Source organism: Rhizobium sp. YIM 134829 (genome assembly GCF_046546455.1).
The window spans coordinates 50797-70761 of sequence record NZ_JBKHKI010000002.1; the positions used below are offsets into that span (position 1 = coordinate 50797).

Consider the following 19965-nt stretch of genomic DNA (forward strand, 5'->3'; position numbering starts at 1 on the left):
AGTCGACCCTCCCGCCCCTGACCACCTCTGGCGCCAGGCGACCGGTCGCCATGCCCGATCTTCACAGGCGGCGGCTCGGGGCGGCTATTCCGCGCCGAGCCTTGCCCCGATCCGCACGCGACGCGGCGCAACCGAAGATGGCCGACCGTCAGCCGTTGGCGAGAAGCGACTTGAGGAGCGCCGAGGCCTTCGAGAAATCCATCGCGCCGGTGTGGCGGTCCTTGAGCAGGGCCATCACCTTGCCCATGTCGCGAGGGCTGGTTGCGCCGGCATCGGCGACGGCCGTCTTGACCGCATCCTCGAGTGCCGCGTCGGAGAGCTGGGCCGGCTGGAATTCGGCAATAATCGCGATCTCCTCGCGTTCCTGCGCGGCGAGTTCCGGGCGGCCGGCATCATCATAGAGCTTCGCCGATTCCTCGCGCTGCTTCACCATCTTGGCGAGGATCTGCAGGATCTCCTCGTCGCTCGCCTCGCTCTTGCCGACGCCGCGATTGGCGATGTCGCGATCTTTGAGCGCCGCCTGGACAAGGCGCAGCGTCGAGACGCGGCGCGCGTCCTTGGCCTTCATCGCCGTCTTCAAGGCATCGTTGATCGTCGTGCGCATCGCCGGTCTCCCTGTCTGATCCGGCGCCGTCATAAACCATCCGCGGCCCGTGACGCAAATCTCCTCCCTCACGCGCCCTTTTGCCGGAACCGCGGCTGCATCGGCATGATCGGCGTGGATCAAGCCATCGCCGACAAACCGGCGCGAATCTCTGAAATTTTCACACGATGGGCCGGATCGTTCCGCTTTCGCGTGGATTTCACACCTCGCAGCCGCCTCGCGCTGTTGACGCCCGAAGGGCGGGCGACTATGTCGGGGACCTGCACCAAAGAGAGCGACCTCGATCCACCGCCGCGGCCTGGCCACGGGGGTCCGAGCCCGCGAGAAGCCTAGCGCGCGGCCGTCTTCGCCCGCTTGCGCGCACGAACCGGGATGACCAGAATGACCGATCCGTTGAGCGAACAGACGCGCGCTTCCACCACCGCCCCCTGGAGCGAGGAGCGCCCGACCGCAGTGCTGGTGCTCGCCGATGGCACGGTGATCGAGGGCAAGGGCATCGGCGCCACCGGCTCGGTCCAGGCCGAGGTGGTCTTCAACACCGCGCTGACGGGCTATCAGGAGATCCTGACCGACCCGTCCTATCTCGGACAGATTGTCACCTTCACCTTCCCGCATATCGGCAATGTCGGTGCCAATGACGAGGATATCGAGGACCTGACGCCCGCCGCCCGCCACGGCGCCGTCGGCGTCATCTTCAAGGCCGACATGACCGATCCGTCCAACTACCGGGCCGTGCGTCACCTCGATGTCTGGCTGAAGGCCCGCGGCATCATCGGGCTCTGCGGCATCGATACGCGGGCGCTGACGGCCTGGATCCGCGAGAACGGCGCGCCGAACGCGGTCATCGCCCATGACCCCTCCGGCCAATTCGACCTTGATCAGCTGAAGAGCGAGGCGCAAGCCTGGAGCGGGCTTGAGGGCCTCGATCTCGCCAAGGTCGCCTCCTCCGGCCAGACCACGCATTGGGTGGAGAAGCCCTGGGTGTGGAACGAAGGCGCGGGTGAGCAGAGCGCCGATCAGGCCCGCTATCACGTCGTGTGCATCGATTACGGCGTGAAGCGCAACATTCTTCGGCTCTTCACCGGGCTCGACTGCAAGGTGACGGTCGTGCCGGCGGCGAGCACGGCCGAGGATGTCCTGGCGCTGGCTCCGGACGGCATCTTCCTTTCCAACGGTCCCGGCGACCCGGCGGCGACCGGTGCCTATGCGGTTCCGGTCATCCAGGAACTGATGCAGACCGAGCTGCCGCTCTTCGGCATCTGCCTCGGCCATCAGATTCTGGGTCTCGCGCTCGGTGGGACGACCGCGAAGATGCATCAGGGCCATCACGGCGCCAATCATCCGGTCAAGGACCATACGACCGGCAAGGTCGAGATCGTTTCCATGAACCATGGTTTCGCGGTCGAAAGCGCCTCCCTGCCCGAGGGCGTCGAGGAAACGCATGTCTCGCTGTTCGACGGCACCAATTGCGGGCTGCGCGTCACCGGCAAGCCGGTCTTCTCGGTCCAGCATCACCCGGAAGCCTCGCCCGGACCGCAGGACAGCCACTATCTCTTCCGCCGCTTCGTCAATCTGCTGCGCGAGAAGAAGGGCGAAGAGCTCCTGCCCGAGCGCGCCTGACCCCGTCCGAGCATTTGCGCCGGCGCGTCACCGGCACGAACGAGGAGTTGGCATGGCCGGCTGAAATGGATGAGGCCTGACAGGTCCATCGCTACCAACGAGGAAGGGCCCCGGCGTCGATCGCCGGGGCCCTCCTCGTTCGAGCTGTCACCGAAGAGGTTTTGGCGCTCGATGATTGGCCGCCTTACCCAAAATCGTCAGTGGACGGCGACCGGCGCCATGGGGGTAGCGGGGGTCGGCTGAGAAAGGTCGAGTCGCTTCAAGAGCCGGAAGAAGCGCCAGTTGAGCATCAGGGCAGCGGCGCAGAGGCCGATCAGGAAACCGTACCAAACCCCCGGGCCTCCGATGCCGAGCGGAAAGGCGAGCAGGAAGGCGCAGGCAAAGCCGATCGGCCAATAGGAGACGAGTGCCAGGACCATGGGCACCGTCGTGTCCTTCAGCCCGCGCAGCATGCCCGCCGCCACGGCCTGCAGCCCGTCGGCCAGCTGGAACAGGCCGGCAATGACGATCAGAGGTCCGGCATAAGCGAGCACGGCGGCGGCGTCGGCGCGGCTCGGATCGAGATAGAGCGTCGCCAGCGCATAGGGCATGATCGAGAAAATCGCCGAGCCGAGCACGGCGAAGGCGCAGCCGAGCGCGAGCACGGTCAGCGCCGCCCGGCGGATGCCCTCGCGGTCGCCGCGCCCATGGGCGATACCGATCCGCACCGTGGCGGCCTGCGCCAGGCCGAGCGGAATCATGAAGGCGATCGAGGCGAACTGCATGGCAATGCCATGCGCCGCCAGCGCCACCGTGCCGAAGGTGCCCATCAGCAGCGACGCGACGGTGAACAGGCTGACCTCGGCCAGGATGGTGAGCGCGATCGGCAGGCCGAGCAGGAAGACCTCCTTCAGCGCGCCGAAATCCGGCCGCCAGAAGCGCACGAAGATCTCATAGGCGCGCAGCTCCGCCCGGCTCTCGATATAGAGGACGATCAGTGCCAGGCCGCAGATCGAAACGCCGAGCGCCGCCCAGGCAGCGCCGCGAATGCCCATCTCGGGAAAGCCGAAATGGCCGTAGATCAGCAGGTAGCAGAGCAGCGCATTGACCGCGACGGTGGCGAGCGTCACGTAGAGAATGATACCGGCGCGCTCGAGCCCGGAGAGGAAGGCGCGCAGCACCATGAAGACGAGGCTGGGGAAGACGCCCCACTGCGCGATCCGCAGATAGGCGCCTGCCAGATGCGCCACCTCGGGATCCTGGCCGGCGAGCAGCAAGATGCGCTCGGCGAAGAACAGGAACGGCGCGGTGACAATCCCATAGAGGATGACCGCCCAGATACCCATGCGCACGGCACGGCGGACGGAGACCGGGTCGCCGCGGCCGATCGCCTGCGCCGCCATCGGCACAACGGCATTGGCAAAGCCCGAGCCGAAGACGAAGACGGTGAAGAACATCTGGGTGGCGAGCACGACGGCGGCAAGCTGCGTCGGTCCAAGCCGACCGACCATCACCACATCGGTGGCATTGATGGCGAGTTGCGCCAGCTGAGCGCCGATGAAGGGCACGCCGAGAAAAAGGGTGGCGCGCAGATGCGCGGGCCAGGAATTGTCTTCCTGATCGATGCGGGCGGCCGATTCGCCGGAGAGGATGGTCATGTTGCATGCCTTTCACGCCTGTGCGTCTTGCGGGCAATGCGGATCTCCGGGCGGCGGGCGGAGAAGCGGCCGCATGGCAAGGGAGGGTGTGACCGGGTGCGCAGACGCGGGCCGGGTGCACGCTGGCGCCCGGCGAATGGCGGCTCCATAGCCGATCGGGGCTCGAAAAACCACCCCGCCGCGCCCGCTCAGGGCAGAATTCATCGGTCGATCACAAAAGCTGATCGTAGGTGTGAAGCGTAAACTTTGTCGACGCTGGCGGCCTGACGTTGAGCTTCACCGACGATCAACGATGTTGAGCACGCCCGATTGTTCGACCCGTCCCTAGGCCTGCGCGGCCACCCCTGCCCCCTTCAAACGGCTTCGATAGACGACCAGCGCCAGCAGGATCAGCGCGGCGGAGAGCAGGAAGGGCGCGCCGGCGAAGGTCACTGGCGCCTGCGGCCGGGTGAAGACGCCGAAGACCCAGGCGAAGATCAGGGGCCCGAGGATGGTGGTGAAGGAGGAGATGCTGGAGAGCGCCCCCTGCAGCTCGCCCTGCGCCGATGGCGGCACTCTTGCCGCGGCGATCGAGCGCAGCGGCGGATCGGCCAGCGCCTCCAGGCAGGTGGCGATGATCACCGCATAGATCATCCAGCCTTGGAACGAGAGCGCATAGCCCAAGAGGCCGAGCGCACAGAAGACGAGGCCGACGGCGCCCGCCCGATATTCGCCGAGCCGTGGCACCGCCTTGGGCAGCACGACCGCCATGACGAAAGCGCTGAAAATGCCGAATACGCCGAGCGAGAGGCCGATCTGCCCTTCGCTCCAACCGAAGCGCAGGGCGGAGACGAAGGACCAGACGGCCGGATAGACGGCATGGGCCTGCCAGTAGAGGAAGAAGACGAGGAGTACCGGGCCAATGCCCTTATAGTGGCGCATCTGCCGGAGCGCGCCGAGCGGATTGGCCCGGCGCCATTCGAACGGGCGACGCAGGCTCTTCGGCAGGGTTTCCGGCAACAGAAACAGAGCGATGACGAAGTTGACGAAGGAGAGCAGCGCTGCGCCAAAGAAGGGAACGCGCGGCCCAAATTCGCCGAGCAGCCCGCCGATCACCGGCCCCAGCGCAAAGCCCGTGCCGAAGGCAATGCCGATCAGCCCGAAATTACGGGCTCGGTTGCTGTCGTCGGAAACGTCGGCGATGAAGGCGGAGGCGGTGGAAAAGCTCGCACCGGAAATACCGGCGAGGATGCGGCCGATGAACAGCATCGCATAGCTGGTCGCCAGCGCGCAGATCAGGTTGTCGATCGCAAAGGTCAGGATCGAGGCAAGCAGGATCGGCCTGCGGCCGAACCGATCCGAGAGATTGCCGATCAACGGCGCGAAGAGAAATTGCATGGCCGAATAGACGAAAAGCAACCAGCCGCCGTCGATCGCCGCATCGCTCAGCGAATCCCCGGTCAGCTCTGCCAGGAAGCTCGGCAGAACCGGCATGATGATGGCAATCCCCATGATGTCGAGAAAGAGGATCATGAAGACAAGGAACAGCCCCCGCCGCGCCGCCGCCGGTTCGATCGTCGTCATTCCGTCCTCCCTCTTCGCCACACCCGCCGTTCTTACAAGAGGAGCCGCGATGCGACAAATGGGAGCCGGCGCCGCTTCTCTCCGGCACCGGCCGATCGTCAAGGCGCGGGCGATCGTCAGGCGCCGACGGCGCCCTCGGTCAGCTTCTGGATGGCGACCACCGAGGGGCGGGGCAGCGTTCCGGAAAAGTCCGGCCACAGCGTCTCCACCTTGTCGAGCGTCTCGGCATCTTCGGCGGGATGCTGAACGGAGACGAAGAGCGTCCGGCCATCGGGCGTGAAGCAGGGGCCCGTCGCCTCCGCCCCGGCCGGGCAGGTGAAGAGCAGCTTCGGCAGGCCGCGCGCCGGACCTTCCGTGTCGATGCCGTAGATCCCGTCCGGAAGGCCGAAATCATTGGCTCCATCCGTCGCGACCCAAAGCCGTCCTGCGGGGTCGAAGGTAATATTGTCGGGACAGACGAACCAGCCGTTTTCCGATGTCTCCGGATGGAAGCTCGCCTTGGTCGCGGGATCGCCCGGGTTTCCGGCAAGCACGAAGAGATCCCATTGATAGACCTCGGCCGTGTGGTCGGCCTCATTGCCGCGTCCGCCGGGCGGGATGAGCTCGACGATATGGCCCCACAGATTCTCGGGCCTTGTATTGGCCGGGTTCAGCTTGTCCTGTTCCCGCTTTTTGTTCTTGGTCATCACCGCATAGACGCGGCCGGTCACCGGATTGGTCTCCATATCCTCAGGCCGGTCCATCGGCGTCGCACCGACGGCATCAGCCGCCAGGCGGGTTTTCAGCAGAACCTCGGCCTGCGAGCCGAAGCCGTTCTCTGCAGTCAGCGGCCCCTGCCCGTGCTCGAGCGGCAGCCAGTGCAGCGTCCCGTCGGCGTCGAAGCGGGCGACGGAGAGCGTGCCGGCATCGAGGATGTCCCGCCCGGTTTCCGGCTTGGCGGGATCGAAGACACCCGCACTGACGAAGCGATAGGTATATTCGAAATAGTCGTCGTCCCCCATATAGACGACCACCCGGCCGTCCTTGTTGAGCACGACGGTCGAGGCTTCATGGCTCATTCGCCCGAGCGCGGTGCGCTTCACCGGGGTCGAGGTGGGATCATAGGGATCGATCTCGACCACCCAGTCGAAGCGGTTCGGCTCGTTCGGCTCCTTGCTCATGTCAAAACGGTCGTGGAAACGGGCGCGGCCGTAGATGTCGGAGCCGTCGAAGCCGTAGCGCTCGAGGACGGCGGCGATCGGCGAACCATCCGGCTTGCCACCGAAGGTGTCGGAGGCGCCCTCCTCGCAGGTCAGCACTGTGCCCCAGGGCGTGACGCCGCCGCCGCAATTGTAGTTCGTGCCCTTGACGAGGCGCCCTTCCGGATCCGCCTTGGTCTTGACGAGATCATGACCCGCAACCGGACCCGACAGCCGCATCTCGGTCTCGAGCGTCAGCCGACGGTTAAGCGGGCTGTCGGCCACGGCCGTCCAGCGTCCGCCCTCGAACTTGACCTCGAGGATCGAGTGGCCCATGGCCGCCATGCCGAAGGCGACCTGCTCGGCCGTCATCCGCGAACCTGCATCGTCCTCGGTCATGCCGGGGAAGATGACGTTGGGGGAGATATATTCATTGTTGACGCAGAGTAGCCCGTGGTCCGAGCGCCCCGAACCCTTGGGCAGCGGCATGAAGGCGATGTAGTCGCAATTATAGCCGAAGCGGCGCTCCTGTTCGGAGGCGGTCGGCACCGTCCCGTCAAAGGCAACGGCGCCGGCGGTGAGCGGATCGCCCCAGCGGGCGACGACATCGGCGCGGTAGCCCGGCGCGACGGCCATGTCCTTGTCATAGACACGCTTGAGCTCGGTGAAGCCGAGCGTCGAAGCGGCGGAGGCCGCAAAACTCTCGCCGGCAAAAAGCGACCCGACGAAGCCTGAGCCTGCGAGGCCGGCCAGCCCCGCGGCCGAAGCCTTCAAAATATCGCGCCGGGACGCGCGGGTGGCGATGATGTCGCGGATTGCTGGAGATACGGTATTCGGACGCTCAGCCATGGGGCGCTCCTTCGGCCAGTGGACTGGCGTCTTGATTAGCGCGAGGCGATGACAGGCCGGCGACAGAAAGGGGGCGCGAACGCCCCCTCCTCGGATTAGACAGGATTGTTGAACGTATCGCAGGCGGAAAGTTGCCCGCTGTCGAAGCCGCGCTTGAACCAGGTGGCGCGCTGCTGCGAGGTGCCGTGGTTAAAGCTTTCCGGCACGACATAGCCCTGGGTGCGCTTTTGCAGCGTGTCGTCGCCGATCTGGGTTGCGGCGTTCAGCGCTTCTTCGAGATCGCCCTGTTCGAGCAGGCCCTTCTGCTGGGTGTATTTACCCCAGATGCCGGCATAGCAATCGGCCTGTAGCTCGGTGCGCACGGACAGTGCGTTCGAATCTGCTTCGCTTGCGCCCTGGCGCTGTTCGGTAACGGCCGGCAGCGTGCCGAGCAGGTTCTGCACATGGTGCCCGACCTCATGAGCAACGACATAGGCCTGAGCGAAATCGCCGGACGCGCCGAAGCGCTGCGACAGTTCGTCGAAGAAGGTAGTATCCAGATAGACCTTCTGGTCGCCTGGGCAGTAGAAGGGTCCGGAGGCAGCGGACGCCTGGCCGCAGGCGGACTGGACGGCGCCGGTGAAGAAGACCAGCGTCGGCTCGCGATAAGTCTGGCCATTGGCCTGGAAGATGCCGTTCCAGGTGTCTTCGGTTTCGGCAAGCACGGTGCGGATGAACGCCTTGGTCTCGCCCTGTTCCGGCGTATCGGCCTGCTGGCTCTGCTCATAGCCGGCGGGTGCGACGCCGCCGCCATCCAGCACCTGCATCAGATCGATGCCCATGGCGCGGAAGACGAAATAGATGACGACGAGGAAGATGATCGTGCCGATGCTCAAGCCGCCGCCGCGGCCGGTTCCCATCGGAAGGCGGATCGGCCCGCCACGCCCGAAACCGCCGCGCACGGGTCCCTGCCCGCTGCGATCCTCCACATTGCTCGACTGGCGACGGCCTCTCCATTCCATGCTGGTTCACTCCCGGGTTCAAGGTGCATGAGCGTGTTGCGCGGCGATATAACGCGCCGATCACGCAAATGTATCCCTGAGCGAACTGAAGCAGAGAGTGACGGAAGACAACCGGCTTTGAAGCAGACGTCTAGGCGTCGGCTTACCGGACGCGGGCCCGGCGCTCCGCCAGGCGGAACAGCAGCAGCGCAAAGACGACCGCGGCGACGAGGAGCGTGATCAGGGCGGCAGGCTGCGGCGGCCCTGAAAAGAGCACGGCATGCATGCGCCGTCCGGGCGCAAGGGTGAAGAGACCGGCGCCGAGGATGGCCGCCGCATAGAGAATGCGCACCTGCGTCCGATGGCGGCGGATATCGCCCCGCCGGGCCGCGGAAACGGCCTGCCAGCAGGCGGACAGCGTCAGGACGGAGAGAAGATGGATGGGGCTGAAGCCGAACAGGACGCCGGGCCTGTCATGGATGAAGAAGCTGAGCAGCGCCGTCGTCGCCATCAGGCCGATCCAGACCCGCCCGCCGCGCTTGTGCCAGCGCGTGCCCTTGCGCCCCGCCATCAACAGGGCACCGAGAAGGGCAGCGGGAATGACGGTCAGGACATGGGCCAGAACGACCGGCGGGGCGGAAAGCAGCGGCTCCAGCGTCATGCACACAATATTCCGACGGTTGACAAGCCTTCTTACATTAGCATTCCCTTTCACGGCTGCAACCGATCGAACGTCGGCGAAACGGCCAATCACGCGAGGAAGCCGATCGTCGCTTCCGACGTTCCCACTCGTCAGGCGAGCAGCACGCTCATTCTCGCAAAAGCTGTTGCGGCACCGTGCTTTCCGCGCCCCGACGGAGCGGTCCCAACCCTCTCCCCAGATTTCTCCGGCGACCTTGAGATAAGGGGTTTTCCTCCCGATCCACTTTCCCTATAAGCCGCTTCTAGCCTGAAACAGCCGAGACTGCGCCACCGGCCGACGGACCACACCGTCGGGGCCGGTTTTCCGTGCAGAGTGATTAGCGGAAGTGAACCCATGCCCAAGCGCCAAGACATCAAGTCCATCCTCATCATCGGCGCGGGACCGATCGTCATCGGCCAGGCATGCGAGTTCGATTATTCCGGCACCCAGGCCTGCAAGGCGCTGCGCGAGGAAGGCTACCGGGTCATCCTGGTCAATTCCAATCCGGCGACGATCATGACCGATCCCGGCCTCGCCGATGCGACCTATGTGGAGCCGATCACCCCGGAAGTGGTGGCGAAGATCATCGCCAAGGAGCGCCCCGACGCGCTGCTGCCGACCATGGGCGGCCAGACCGCGCTCAACACCGCGCTCTCCCTGAAGCGCATGGGCGTTCTCGATCGCTACAATGTCGAGATGATCGGCGCGAAGCCCGCGGCGATCGACATGGCGGAAGACCGGGCGCTGTTTCGCGAGGCCATGGCACGCATCGGCCTCGAAACCCCCCGCTCCATGCTGGCCAACGCCACCGACATCAAGGATGCCGACCGCAAGAGCCATGAGGTCGAGCGCCAGAAGCTGAAGGACAGCCTATCGGGCGATGCGCTCGACACCGCGCTCGATGCGCTGGAAAATCAGTGGAACCTCGGCGAGACCGACCGCAAGCAGCGCTATATGAGCCATGCCATGGCGATCGCCGCTCAGGCGCTCGACCATGTCGGCCTGCCGGCCATCATCCGTCCTTCCTTCACGCTCGGCGGCACCGGCGGCGGCATTGCCTATAATCGTTCGGAATTCTTCGAGATCGTCTCCGGCGGCCTCGATGCCTCGCCGACCACCGAAGTGCTGATCGAGGAATCGGTGCTCGGCTGGAAGGAGTATGAGATGGAGGTCGTTCGCGACACGGCGGACAATTGCATCATCATCTGCTCGATCGAGAACATCGATCCGATGGGCGTCCATACGGGCGATTCGATCACCGTCGCTCCCGCGCTGACGCTGACGGACAAGGAATACCAGATCATGCGCAACGCCTCGATCGCGGTGCTGCGCGAGATCGGGGTGGAGACCGGCGGCTCGAACGTGCAGTTCGCCGTCAACCCCAAGGATGGCCGGCTGGTCGTTATTGAAATGAACCCGCGCGTTTCGCGCTCGTCTGCGCTTGCCTCCAAGGCCACCGGTTTCCCGATTGCCAAGGTCGCTGCCAAGCTCGCCGTCGGCTACACGCTGGACGAGCTCGACAACGACATTACCGGCGGCGCGACACCCGCCTCCTTCGAGCCCTCGATCGACTATGTTGTCACCAAGATCCCGCGCTTCGCCTTCGAAAAATTCCCCGGCGCCTCGCCGGTGCTGACGACGGCGATGAAATCGGTCGGTGAGGTCATGGCGATCGGCCGGACCTTCGCCGAGTCGCTGCAGAAGGCGCTGCGCGGGCTCGAGACCGGCTTGACCGGCCTTGACGAGATCGAGATCCCCGGCCTCAACGACGGCGAAGGGTCGCGTGGCGCCGTCCGGGCCGCGATCAGCCGGCCGACGCCGGACCGCCTGCGCATGGTCGCCCAGGCCCTGCGGCTCGGCATGTCGGAAGCCGATGTGCATGATGGCTGCAAGATCGACCCCTGGTTCATCGCCCAGCTGAAGGCGATCGTCGACATGGAGGCCCGCATCCGCGAGCACGGCCTGCCGCAGGACGCCAAGAACCTGCGCATGCTGAAAGCCATGGGCTTCTCGGATGCGCGGCTCGCGACGCTGTCCGGCAAGCGGCCGAAGGAAGTGGCGGAGCTCCGCAACAGCCTCGACGTGCGCCCGGTCTTCAAGCGCATCGACACCTGCGCCGCCGAATTCGCCTCCCCCACCGCCTATATGTATTCGACCTACGAGACACCCTTCGTCGGCCAGGCCCGCTCGGAAGCCGAGATCTCCGACCGCAAGAAGGTGGTGATCCTCGGCGGCGGCCCGAACCGCATCGGCCAGGGCATCGAGTTCGACTACTGCTGCTGCCACGCCGCCTTCGCGCTGAAGGATGCCGGTTTCGAAGCGATCATGATCAATTGCAATCCGGAGACGGTCTCGACCGACTACGACACCTCCGACCGGCTCTATTTCGAGCCGCTGACGGCCGAGGATGTCATCGAGATTTTGAAGGCCGAGCAGGAAAAGGGCGAAGTGGTCGGCGTCATCGTCCAGTTCGGCGGCCAGACGCCATTGAAGCTCGCCGAAGCGCTGGAGAAGAACGGCATCCCGATCCTCGGCACCGCGCCAGATGCGATCGACCTTGCCGAAGACCGCGACCGGTTCCAGAAGCTTCTGATGAAGCTTGATCTGAACCAGCCGAACAATAGCATCGCCTATTCGGTCGAGCAGGCGCGCCTCGTCGCCTCCGAGATCGGCTTCCCGCTGGTCGTGCGCCCCTCCTATGTGCTTGGCGGCCGGGCGATGCAGATCATCCATTCGGAAGGCATGCTGCAGAGTTACCTGCTCGACACCGTGCCGGAACTGGTGCCGGAAGATATCAAGCAGCGCTATCCGAACGACAAGACGGGGCAGATCAACACGCTGCTCGGCAAGAACCCGCTGCTCTTCGACAGCTATCTCACCAATGCGATCGAGGTGGATGTCGACTGCCTTGCTGATGGTTCGGACGTCTATGTCGCCGGCATCATGGAACATATCGAGGAGGCCGGTATCCATTCGGGCGACAGCGCCTGCTCGCTGCCGCCGCGCACGCTGTCGGAAGAGCTGCTCAACGAGCTGGAGCGCCAGGCGAAGGCCATGGCCAAGGCGCTGAAGGTCGGTGGCCTGATGAACGTGCAGTTCGCGATCAAGGACGGCACGGTCTATGTGCTGGAGGTCAATCCGCGCGCTTCGCGCACCGTGCCCTTCGTCGCCAAGACCATTGGCGCGCCGATCGCCAAGATCGCCGCGCGCGTCATGGCCGGCGAGACGCTGGAGGCCGCGTTCGCGGCCTATGGCGAAAAGCCCGATCCCCGTGCGCTGAAGCACATTGCCGTCAAGGAGGCGGTTTTCCCCTTCGCGCGTTTCCCCGGCGTCGACATCCTGCTCGGGCCGGAAATGCGCTCCACCGGCGAGGTCATCGGGCTCGATACCGATTTTGCGCTTGCCTTCGCCAAGGCGCAGCTCGGCGCTGGCGTCGATCTGCCGCGCGAGGGCACGGTCTTCGTCTCGGTGCGCGACGAGGACAAGACGCGGGTTCTGCCCGCCGTCCGCCTGCTGGTCGAGTCGGGCTTCAAGATTCTGGCAACCGGCGGTACCGCCCGCTACCTCGAGGAAAATGGCCTCACCGCCACCAAGATCAACAAGGTGCAAGAGGGCCGGCCGCATATCGAGGATGCGATCCGCAACCGCCAGGTCCAGCTCGTCATCAACACGACCGATAGCAACAAGGCGATCTCCGACTCCAAGTCGCTCCGCCGCGCCACGCTGATGCAGAAGGTGCCCTACTATACCACCATGGCCGGCGCCGAAGCTGCCGCCGCGGCGATCAAGGCGCTGAAGGCCGGCAATCTCGAGGTGCGGCCGCTGCAGAGCTATTTCTGAGAAGATGCTGAAAAGGATCACTTATCCCAAACATGCGCTGACCGTTATTGACCAGCGCTAACTCGAATTGGAATGGGTCGTGTCCACGATCAGGCATCCTGATTGGAGAGAGCCAGACAAGCGGGATCCGCAAGTGGAGCGAAGGTTCAAAGCTACTCCAGCCTAGGGTGGGCGAGTGCTGCGCATTGCTTGTGTTGAAAGTGCCGCGGAGATTCATGGGATCTCGGCCTTCATTGACCGAAATGCGAGGCTGCTGGCATGAACCCGATCGTTGAATATGATCCTTCCGTTTATGCCGCCTCTATCCGGTTTTCGAGCGAAGCTGTGATCGAGAGTGCAGAGGTCGCCGAGGACATTGTGCTGGATTATGACGAGGCTGGCCGCATTGCGGGCATGGGAGTCCTTGATGCGACCAAGCATCTCTCGCCCTCGATACTGAAAGTTGCGTGACGTCAGTTGCGACGAATCCCTTATCTCGCTTGTCCCCTTCTGCCCGACGGGACCACATCGCCCATGATTTTGCTGCACCGCATGAAATTCTGCATTGCGGAACACCCTAATACAGCGTTACCTTGATCCTGCAACGTGGAGGGGTCTGCGATGGGTGGTGCTGCAGCTGGAGATGCTGGGGAGACGGCGCTTCCCACCTATAGCCGGGCGTCCTTCATCCTCGATCCCGCGCAGGACTGCGACATGATCATGCAGGGCGGGATTACCTCCGGCCTGGTCTATCCCTTCGCCATCCTGAAGATCGCGACGCGCTACCGCTTCCGCTCGATCGGCGGCACCTCGGCCGGCGCGATCGCTGCCGCCTTCGCGGCGGCTGCTGAATATGGGCGCCAGTCCGGGCGGCCGGAGGCCTTCGTCACGCTGCAGGACTATGCCCGAGACCTGCCGAACTGCCTTTCGACCCTGTTCCAGCCGAGCCCGGATGTGGCACCAGCGGCCAAGCAGCTGGCGTCCTTTATCCTCCCCGCCAAGTCCAGCACCGGCCTCGTCGCCCGGCTCCGGTCGTGGAAGTGGCTGCCGCTGCTGCTGCTGGCCCTCGTCGGTCTCATCATCGGTGGTCTCGGCGCTTGGTACCTGCTCAACCTTAGCGGCGCCAACCGATCGGGCGCGGTGCTCGGAGCAGTCATGGGCGGCCTGCTTGGCTTGCTTCTGACGCCGATCGGCTGGCTGGGATGGAGGATGGGCTGGCCGCTCTACCGTGCTTTCAAGCGCCTGCCAGCAACGCATTTCGGCTTCTGCACCGGCAAGACCCAGCCAGGCAGCACGGCGCCAGCCTTGACGGACTGGATTCACCGCGCCCTCCAGCACATCGCTTTCGGCGACCCGAACCACCCGACACCCCTCACCTTCGGTGACCTGCGTCAGGTCGGGGCCGACCCGATCCGCCTGCAGATGGTCACCACCAACCTGTCGATGCGCCGGCCACACACCTTGCCGGCTCTCGGCCTCAAGGCGCGGTTTTTGAGGAGCGAATGGCGCGCGCTGTTTCCACACCACGTCCTCGACTTCATGATCGGCAAGGTCGGCGAGCCGGATGGCGAGGACCGTTTCTCCTTCCCGGACGAGGACGCGCTGCCGGTGGTGGTGGCGGTGCGCATGAGTCTCAGCTATCCGCTGCTTTTTACCGCCGTCCCGCTCGAAATGGAGGATTCCCAGCCGGCCGCGCCCGAGGCTGCCGCCGTTCAGGCCGATCATCCGGCACCGTTGCGCAAGGCGCTGTTTTCGGATGGCGGCATCAGCAGCAATTTCCCGATCCACCTCTTCGATGCACCGCTGCCGAGCCGGCCGACCTTCGCGCTCAGCCTCGGCCGCTTGGCGGCGACAAGCAACGCGACGCAGCGCGCCGTTCTGCAGACGGGCAAGGTGGAGGGCACGGGTGTTCCGGTGGAAGAAATCCAGTCCCTCAAGCAATTCGGCTGGCAGATCCTGGGCGCTGCGACCGACTGGCAGGATCAGCTGCTCTCCGAGCTCGAGGGCCAGCGTGACCGCATTGCCCGTATCTATCTCAAGGACGGTGAGGGCGGATTGAACCTGTCCATGGGATCTGCTCAGTCCGAAGCGCTCATGGGGTTCGGGGCCCAGGCGGGCGAGCTTTTCACCAGCTCCAATTTTAGTTTCGACGAGCACCGCTGGCACCGTCTCCTCAGTCTTTACAAGACCTTGGACGCCTACTTGAATGCGCTTTCATTGAAGTGGCATGGTGGTTTCGATCAATGGCAGGCAGGAAAATTGACCGCCGTCGGTGCCAGTTCTCCTCTGACGACGACCGATCGCGCCAAGATCATCAATGATCTGCGGTCCCTGATCGGCCGCGCGGAGGCCAATGCGCTGATCTCGACGTCCATTCCCGACGCCAAGTTTCCGGATCATCTCGGCAAGATGCGGATCGGCCCGGACTCTTGAGGCGGCGCGCCGGCGCCGCCTCGCATGGGCCCAAGGGCCCTGCCGTCCTCAAACCTGCGTCGGCCGGATCGTGCCGACGGACACGGTGCCTTCCACGACACCGCGCGGACCCGTCTCGGCATGGCCGGCCTCCTCCACTTCGATCACCGTATAGAGCTTCTCGTCGCGAAACACGCTGGCCATGCGCGTGTCGGTGCCCTCGGCGGGCTTGGCGTCGATCTCGGTGAAGTCGAGTTCGGCCTCCGAGGCCACGAGCCGGGCGTCCGCCGGCGATTCCGCCCGAACCAGGATTTCGCCCTGGTTCTCGGCCTTGTCCCAGCGCGGATCTTCCGCCCGAGCGACCGGCACCTGCCGATAGAGACGAAGCACCGGCGCCTCGGCTCGGTCATTCGCCGAAGGTGGGAAATGGGAATTGTCTGTCATGTGAATCTCCTCTCGAAGGAACCGGCAATCAGGGACCGGTCTGGCCGCGGCTGGCGGCGCGGGCTTCGGCTCGGGTCAGCGCCGCCTTGAGCACCGACTGGATTTCCTCATTGGCGATCTCCTGTTCGGCGAAACCGACATCGGGAAGCACGCCCGGATCCTCCTCATGATCGGCCACAGTCTCCGTGTCGGCGAGGATGGCGGAAATGAGGGTGCGCCCGTCCTCGCGCTCGGCAAGATGGGTGAAAAGGCCAATAAACAGGCGGCGGTAGGCGTTGAGGCGGGCGTCGATCGTTTCAGGCGACATTGGGTCCATCCGGGTTCTCCTTCTTGCGCTGGCCAACGGCTGATCCGCCGCCTTGGTTCCCCTTGCGCCACCATGGCCGCCAGCGCTTCCCGTACTGCCCATTGGGATGTGACAAGCGCCACGCGAAAAATCTGGCTTCCCGGCTGCGATCTCTGCTATATCTATCGCCCTGCGTTGCAGCCCTCCCCGCCACTCAGCCGGGACGCCGCAGGGTCGTCGGGCCGGAGGCATCGCCGGAACCGATCCCTGGATCGGGCTCAGCGAGTTTGAAGGCAGGACGCTGGATGGTTCCGGAGTTTCCGCTCCGGGGCCTGTTTTCTTTTGCGCCGGGCTCCTTAGGCCCATCGCGGCAGCAGAGCTGCCCGGGCCCGGCGCGCACCGTTGAAGGACTTTGAGAATGGTCGAAAAAGTACCGATGACTGCGAATGGGTTCGTGAAGCTGCAGGAAGAGCTTCGCTGGCGCCAGCAGGAAGAACGTCCGCGCATCATCGAGGCGATCGCCGAAGCGCGCGCCCATGGCGACCTTTCGGAAAATGCCGAATATCATGCCGCCAAGGAAGCGCAGAGCCATAATGAAGGCCGGATCGGCGAGCTCGAGGATTTCGTCGCGCGGGCCGAGGTGATCGATCTGTCGAAGATGTCGGGATCGAAGATCAAGTTCGGCGCCACCGTCAAGCTGGTGGACGAGGACACGGACGAGAACAAGACCTACCAGATCGTCGGCGATCAAGAAGCCGATGTGAAGGCCGGGCGGATCTCCATCTCCTCCCCGATCGCCCGAGCGCTGATCGGCAAGGAAGTCGGCGATTCCATCGAGGTCGTGGCCCCCGGCGGCTCCAAGGCCTACGAGATCCTGGCGATCAACTGGGGCTGAGTAAGCGGCCGGCGCCGCCGGCCCTTGTCATCCTTGCGGAACAGCCGCTGCCTCCGCGCGCCTGCGAGCTGTTCCGCCCCCGCCTGCCTCCACCCCTCTCCGCCCTCTCCCTCAATGACGGACTGCCCGATCAGCACCATGGAGACGCTTGGCGACACCGAGATCCTTGCGCCGCATTTCAAGCGGCGCCTGTCCGGCGTCACCTCGTCGATCATCCAGCTCGTGCCGGCCCAGCGCCGCCATGGCGACAGGGTCGCGACCATCGGCCCCGGGCTGCCCGCCTTTCTCCCGCACCTGCCGCTGACGGCACTGCTTGGCCTGTGGAGCCCGCCGCGCCGGCGCGCCGGCCGCATCTGGCATGCGCGCCGCAATATCGAGATGCTGCCCGGCATCCTGATGCGCGACCTGTTGCGCATGAAGCTGACCTTGCTCTTCACCTCCGCCGCCCAGCGCCGCCATTCTGCCTGGACGCGCTTTCTGATTGGCCGCATGGATGGCGTCGTCGCCACCTCGGCCCGCTCCGGCTCATTCCTCGAAGTGCCACACCGAGTCATCCGCCACGGCATCGATCTCGCCCGCTTCCATCCACCCGCCTCGCCGGAGGATGAGATGGCCGCGACCGGCCTGCCCGGCCGCCACCTGATCGGCTGTTTCGGCCGGATCCGCCACCAGAAGGGCACCGACCTCTTCGTCGATGCGATGATCGCCCTGCTTCCGCGCTATCCAGACTGGACGGCGATCCTCTGCGGCCGGATCACCCCGGAGCATACGGTCTTTGGCGACGCTCTGAAGGGCAAGATCGCTGCCGCTGGTCTTGCGGAACGCATCCTGTTTCTGGGTGAGGTCGAGGATGTGCGGCCATGGTATCGCCGGCTGTCGCTCTATGTCGCCCCGTCCCGTAACGAGGGCTTCGGATTGACGCCGCTCGAAGCCATGGCCTCGCAGACGGCCGTGGTCGCGTCCGATGCCGGCGCCTATGCGGAGATGATCCTCGAGGGCGAGACCGGCGCCGTGGTGCCGGCCGGCGACGGCGACGCCCTCACCCGGGCGATCGAACCCTATCTTGCCGATCCGGCGCGGGCCGAGCTCCATGGCGAAAGGGGCCTTGACCATGTCCGCGCCCACTTCGCCATCGAGCGTGAGGCGGCCGCCCTCTCTGAGGTTTACGAAGCGCTCTTTGCGGGACGTCCAGTCGCCGGCTGAGGCGTCTCCTTCTCCAGACCGGATCGACGCGGCGCAATCCCTGATTGTCTTGCCTGAACCGGTGAATCAGGGAAGCTGCGATGGCTCCCGTTTCCGCTCTTCCGGGCCATATTTTGAGTCAGAAATTTTTAACAATTTTGCCCCTGTGGACAGGTTCGAAAAACCCTGATTGCTGAATCGTTTATCGACTCCCGCTGAATCATTTTCCAAAGCATACAACCGCCCCTCCACCGGTTTTTTACGCTTCAGGGCTGGTCTCACGAGTCGCGCGTTATAGACTGATTTTACAAGATGATTCGGAACGGATCGCAAAGGCCGAAAGCGGGTGACCGCTCCAGGCCAGAGCTGCTCCTCCGATCTCATCGACCCCGTGTCTCTTCCGGTGTGTTGCGTCCTGCGTCGGTCCCGCTGTCTTGCGCGGGCGACGTTCTGCTGCCCGGAGCGATGCCAGCAAGGTGAAGCATGAGCTTGATGGAACTGGAACTGCAACGTCAATCAAACCCGGTCGACATGATCGAGTTCGTAGCTGCCAATAATGACTGGAGCTTCGAGCGCTCGGGTGAGGACGAGATTGCGATGACGGTGGAAGGGCGCTGCGCCGACTATCACGTCTCCTTCGCTTGGATGGAGGAGTTCGAGGCGCTGCATCTCTCCTGCGCCTTCGACATGAAAATTCCGGACAGCCGCGCCAACGAGGCGATCCGCCTGCTCTCCCACATCAATGGCCAGGTCCTGATGGGCCATTTCGATCTGTGGCGGCAGGAAGACGTGGTGATCTTCCGCCAGTCGCTGCTGCTCTCCGGCGGTGCGGAGCCGACCAACCGCCAGGTGGAGGTGCTGCTCTCCAGCGCACTCGATGCCTGCGAGAGCTATTTCCAGGCCTTCCAGTTCGTCGTCTGGTCGGGCATGGCGGCCGAAGCCGCAGTCGAAGCTGCCCTGTTCGAAACTGTCGGCGAGGCATGAGCCGCATGGGCGCAACGACCGGTTCAACCCCCCTCGTTCTCATCGGCGCCGGCAATATGGGCGGCGCCATGCTGGCGGGCTGGTTGAAGAGCGGCCTGCCGGGCGCGGATATTCTCGTGATCGATCCCGGTCCGCGCGAAGCGCTGGCCACCCTGATCGCCGAGAAGGGTGCTGCGCATCTCACGGCTGCACCCGAGGGAGTCACGGCCGGCGTACTCTTTCTTGCCGTCAAGCCGCAGCTGATCGACAGCGTTCTGCCGCCACTGAAGCGGCTGGTCGGTCCGGGTACGGTGGTGGTCTCGGTGGCGGCCGGCAAGACGCTCGCCACGCTCGAGCACCATCTCGGGCCTGCCGCCATGGTGCGGGCCATGCCCAATACCCCCGCCATGATCGGCCGCGGCGTCACCGGTGCCTTCGCCAATGCGCGCGTCACGCCGGAGCAGAAGTCCTCGGTTCATGCGCTGCTGCAGGTCTCCGGCCCCGTTGAATGGGTGGAGAGCGAGGCCGAGATCGACGCGGTGACCGCGCTCTCCGGCAGCGGGCCGGCCTATGTTTTCTATCTCGTCGAATGCATGGCGGAAGCCGGCCGCAAGGCCGGTCTTCAGGCGGACCTCGCCATGCGTCTCGCACGGGAAACCGTCGCGGGGGCTGGTGAATTGCTTCACCAGTCCCCCGATGACGCCGCCACGCTGCGCCGCAACGTCACCTCCCCCGGCGGAACGACGGCGGCAGCTCTGGAGGTTCTGATGGCGGAGGCCGGGATGCAGCCGCTCTTCGACCGCGCCATCGCCGCCGCCAAGACGCGTGCCAGCGAACTGGCAGGGTAAAGC

Annotated in this window: 16 protein-coding genes; 8 read left to right on the top strand and 8 right to left on the bottom strand. The window is 64.9% G+C overall.

From position 1 onward, the window contains the following. Nucleotides 1-148: 148 nt before the first annotated feature. The gene (locus ACLE20_RS05135) at nucleotides 149-604 is read right to left on the bottom strand and encodes a GatB/YqeY domain-containing protein (protein WP_410939194.1); all 456 of its coding nucleotides are present in this window, start codon (nucleotides 602-604) and stop codon (nucleotides 149-151) included. A 381-nt stretch (nucleotides 605-985) separates the two neighbouring features. On the opposite strand from ACLE20_RS05135, the gene carA reads away from it, so the two are divergent. After that, a complete protein-coding gene (gene carA, locus ACLE20_RS05140) occupies nucleotides 986-2224 on the top strand; it encodes a glutamine-hydrolyzing carbamoyl-phosphate synthase small subunit (RefSeq protein WP_410939195.1) in 1239 nt (412 codons plus the stop codon). Nucleotides 2225-2421: 197 nt separating this feature from the next. Here the strand turns inward: carA and ACLE20_RS05145 are convergent, their stop codons facing one another. The 5 genes from ACLE20_RS05145 to ACLE20_RS05165 form a co-directional block, all read right to left on the bottom strand. Continuing rightward, nucleotides 2422-3861 carry an MATE family efflux transporter gene (locus ACLE20_RS05145; protein ID WP_410939196.1) on the bottom strand — a complete coding sequence of 480 codons (1440 nt, stop codon included), beginning with the start codon at nucleotides 3859-3861 and terminating at the stop codon, nucleotides 2422-2424. 324 nt (nucleotides 3862-4185) lie between these two features. Beyond that, a complete protein-coding gene (locus ACLE20_RS05150; RefSeq protein ID WP_410939197.1) occupies nucleotides 4186-5424 on the bottom strand; it encodes a TCR/Tet family MFS transporter in 1239 nt (412 codons plus the stop codon). Nucleotides 5425-5540: 116 nt separating this feature from the next. Next, entirely contained in the window at nucleotides 5541-7451 is a 1911-nt protein-coding gene (locus ACLE20_RS05155; protein WP_410939198.1) for a PhoX family protein, read from the bottom strand. A gap of 95 nt (nucleotides 7452-7546) precedes the next feature. Continuing rightward, nucleotides 7547-8452, bottom strand: a complete 906-nt coding sequence (locus ACLE20_RS05160) for a neutral zinc metallopeptidase (RefSeq protein WP_410939199.1) — start codon at nucleotides 8450-8452, stop codon at nucleotides 7547-7549. 142 nt (nucleotides 8453-8594) lie between these two features. Further along, complete coding sequence (locus ACLE20_RS05165) at nucleotides 8595-9092, bottom strand: DUF2306 domain-containing protein (protein WP_410939200.1); 498 nt, start codon at nucleotides 9090-9092, stop codon at nucleotides 8595-8597. Between the two features lie 375 nt (nucleotides 9093-9467). Between ACLE20_RS05165 and carB the strand changes: the two genes are divergently transcribed. From carB to ACLE20_RS05180, 3 genes are all read left to right on the top strand, one after another. After that, nucleotides 9468-12953, top strand: coding sequence for a carbamoyl-phosphate synthase large subunit (gene carB / locus ACLE20_RS05170; protein WP_410939201.1), 3486 nt, complete (start codon nucleotides 9468-9470; stop codon nucleotides 12951-12953). Between the two features lie 258 nt (nucleotides 12954-13211). Beyond that, on the top strand, nucleotides 13212-13403 hold the full coding sequence (locus ACLE20_RS05175) for a DUF2283 domain-containing protein (RefSeq protein ID WP_410939202.1): 192 nt from the start codon (nucleotides 13212-13214) through the stop codon (nucleotides 13401-13403). Nucleotides 13404-13553: 150 nt separating this feature from the next. Continuing rightward, nucleotides 13554-15365, top strand: coding sequence for a patatin (locus ACLE20_RS05180; protein ID WP_410939203.1), 1812 nt, complete (start codon nucleotides 13554-13556; stop codon nucleotides 15363-15365). 48 nt (nucleotides 15366-15413) lie between these two features. Here ACLE20_RS05180 and ACLE20_RS05185 read toward each other — a convergent pair whose 3' ends face one another. Both ACLE20_RS05185 and ACLE20_RS05190 read right to left on the bottom strand, forming a co-directional pair. Continuing rightward, nucleotides 15414-15788, bottom strand: coding sequence for a hypothetical protein (locus tag ACLE20_RS05185; protein ID WP_410939204.1), 375 nt, complete (start codon nucleotides 15786-15788; stop codon nucleotides 15414-15416). Between the two features lie 28 nt (nucleotides 15789-15816). Further along, nucleotides 15817-16104: a hypothetical protein gene (locus ACLE20_RS05190; protein WP_410939205.1), complete on the bottom strand. Its 288-nt coding sequence runs from the start codon at nucleotides 16102-16104 to the stop codon at nucleotides 15817-15819. A 388-nt stretch (nucleotides 16105-16492) separates the two neighbouring features. On the opposite strand from ACLE20_RS05190, the gene greA reads away from it, so the two are divergent. The 4 genes from greA to proC all read left to right on the top strand — a co-directional run bounded on the left by greA (nucleotide 16493) and on the right by proC (nucleotide 19962). Then, a complete protein-coding gene (greA, locus tag ACLE20_RS05195; RefSeq protein WP_323104172.1) occupies nucleotides 16493-16969 on the top strand; it encodes a transcription elongation factor GreA in 477 nt (158 codons plus the stop codon). A 138-nt stretch (nucleotides 16970-17107) separates the two neighbouring features. After that, complete coding sequence (locus ACLE20_RS05200) at nucleotides 17108-18172, top strand: glycosyltransferase family 4 protein (RefSeq protein WP_410939206.1); 1065 nt, start codon at nucleotides 17108-17110, stop codon at nucleotides 18170-18172. A 462-nt stretch (nucleotides 18173-18634) separates the two neighbouring features. Continuing rightward, nucleotides 18635-19135, top strand: coding sequence for a YbjN domain-containing protein (locus ACLE20_RS05205; protein WP_410939207.1), 501 nt, complete (start codon nucleotides 18635-18637; stop codon nucleotides 19133-19135). Nucleotides 19136-19140: 5 nt separating this feature from the next. Then, nucleotides 19141-19962 carry a pyrroline-5-carboxylate reductase gene (gene proC, locus ACLE20_RS05210; protein WP_410939208.1) on the top strand — a complete coding sequence of 274 codons (822 nt, stop codon included), beginning with the start codon at nucleotides 19141-19143 and terminating at the stop codon, nucleotides 19960-19962. Nucleotides 19963-19965: the final 3 nt, after the last annotated feature.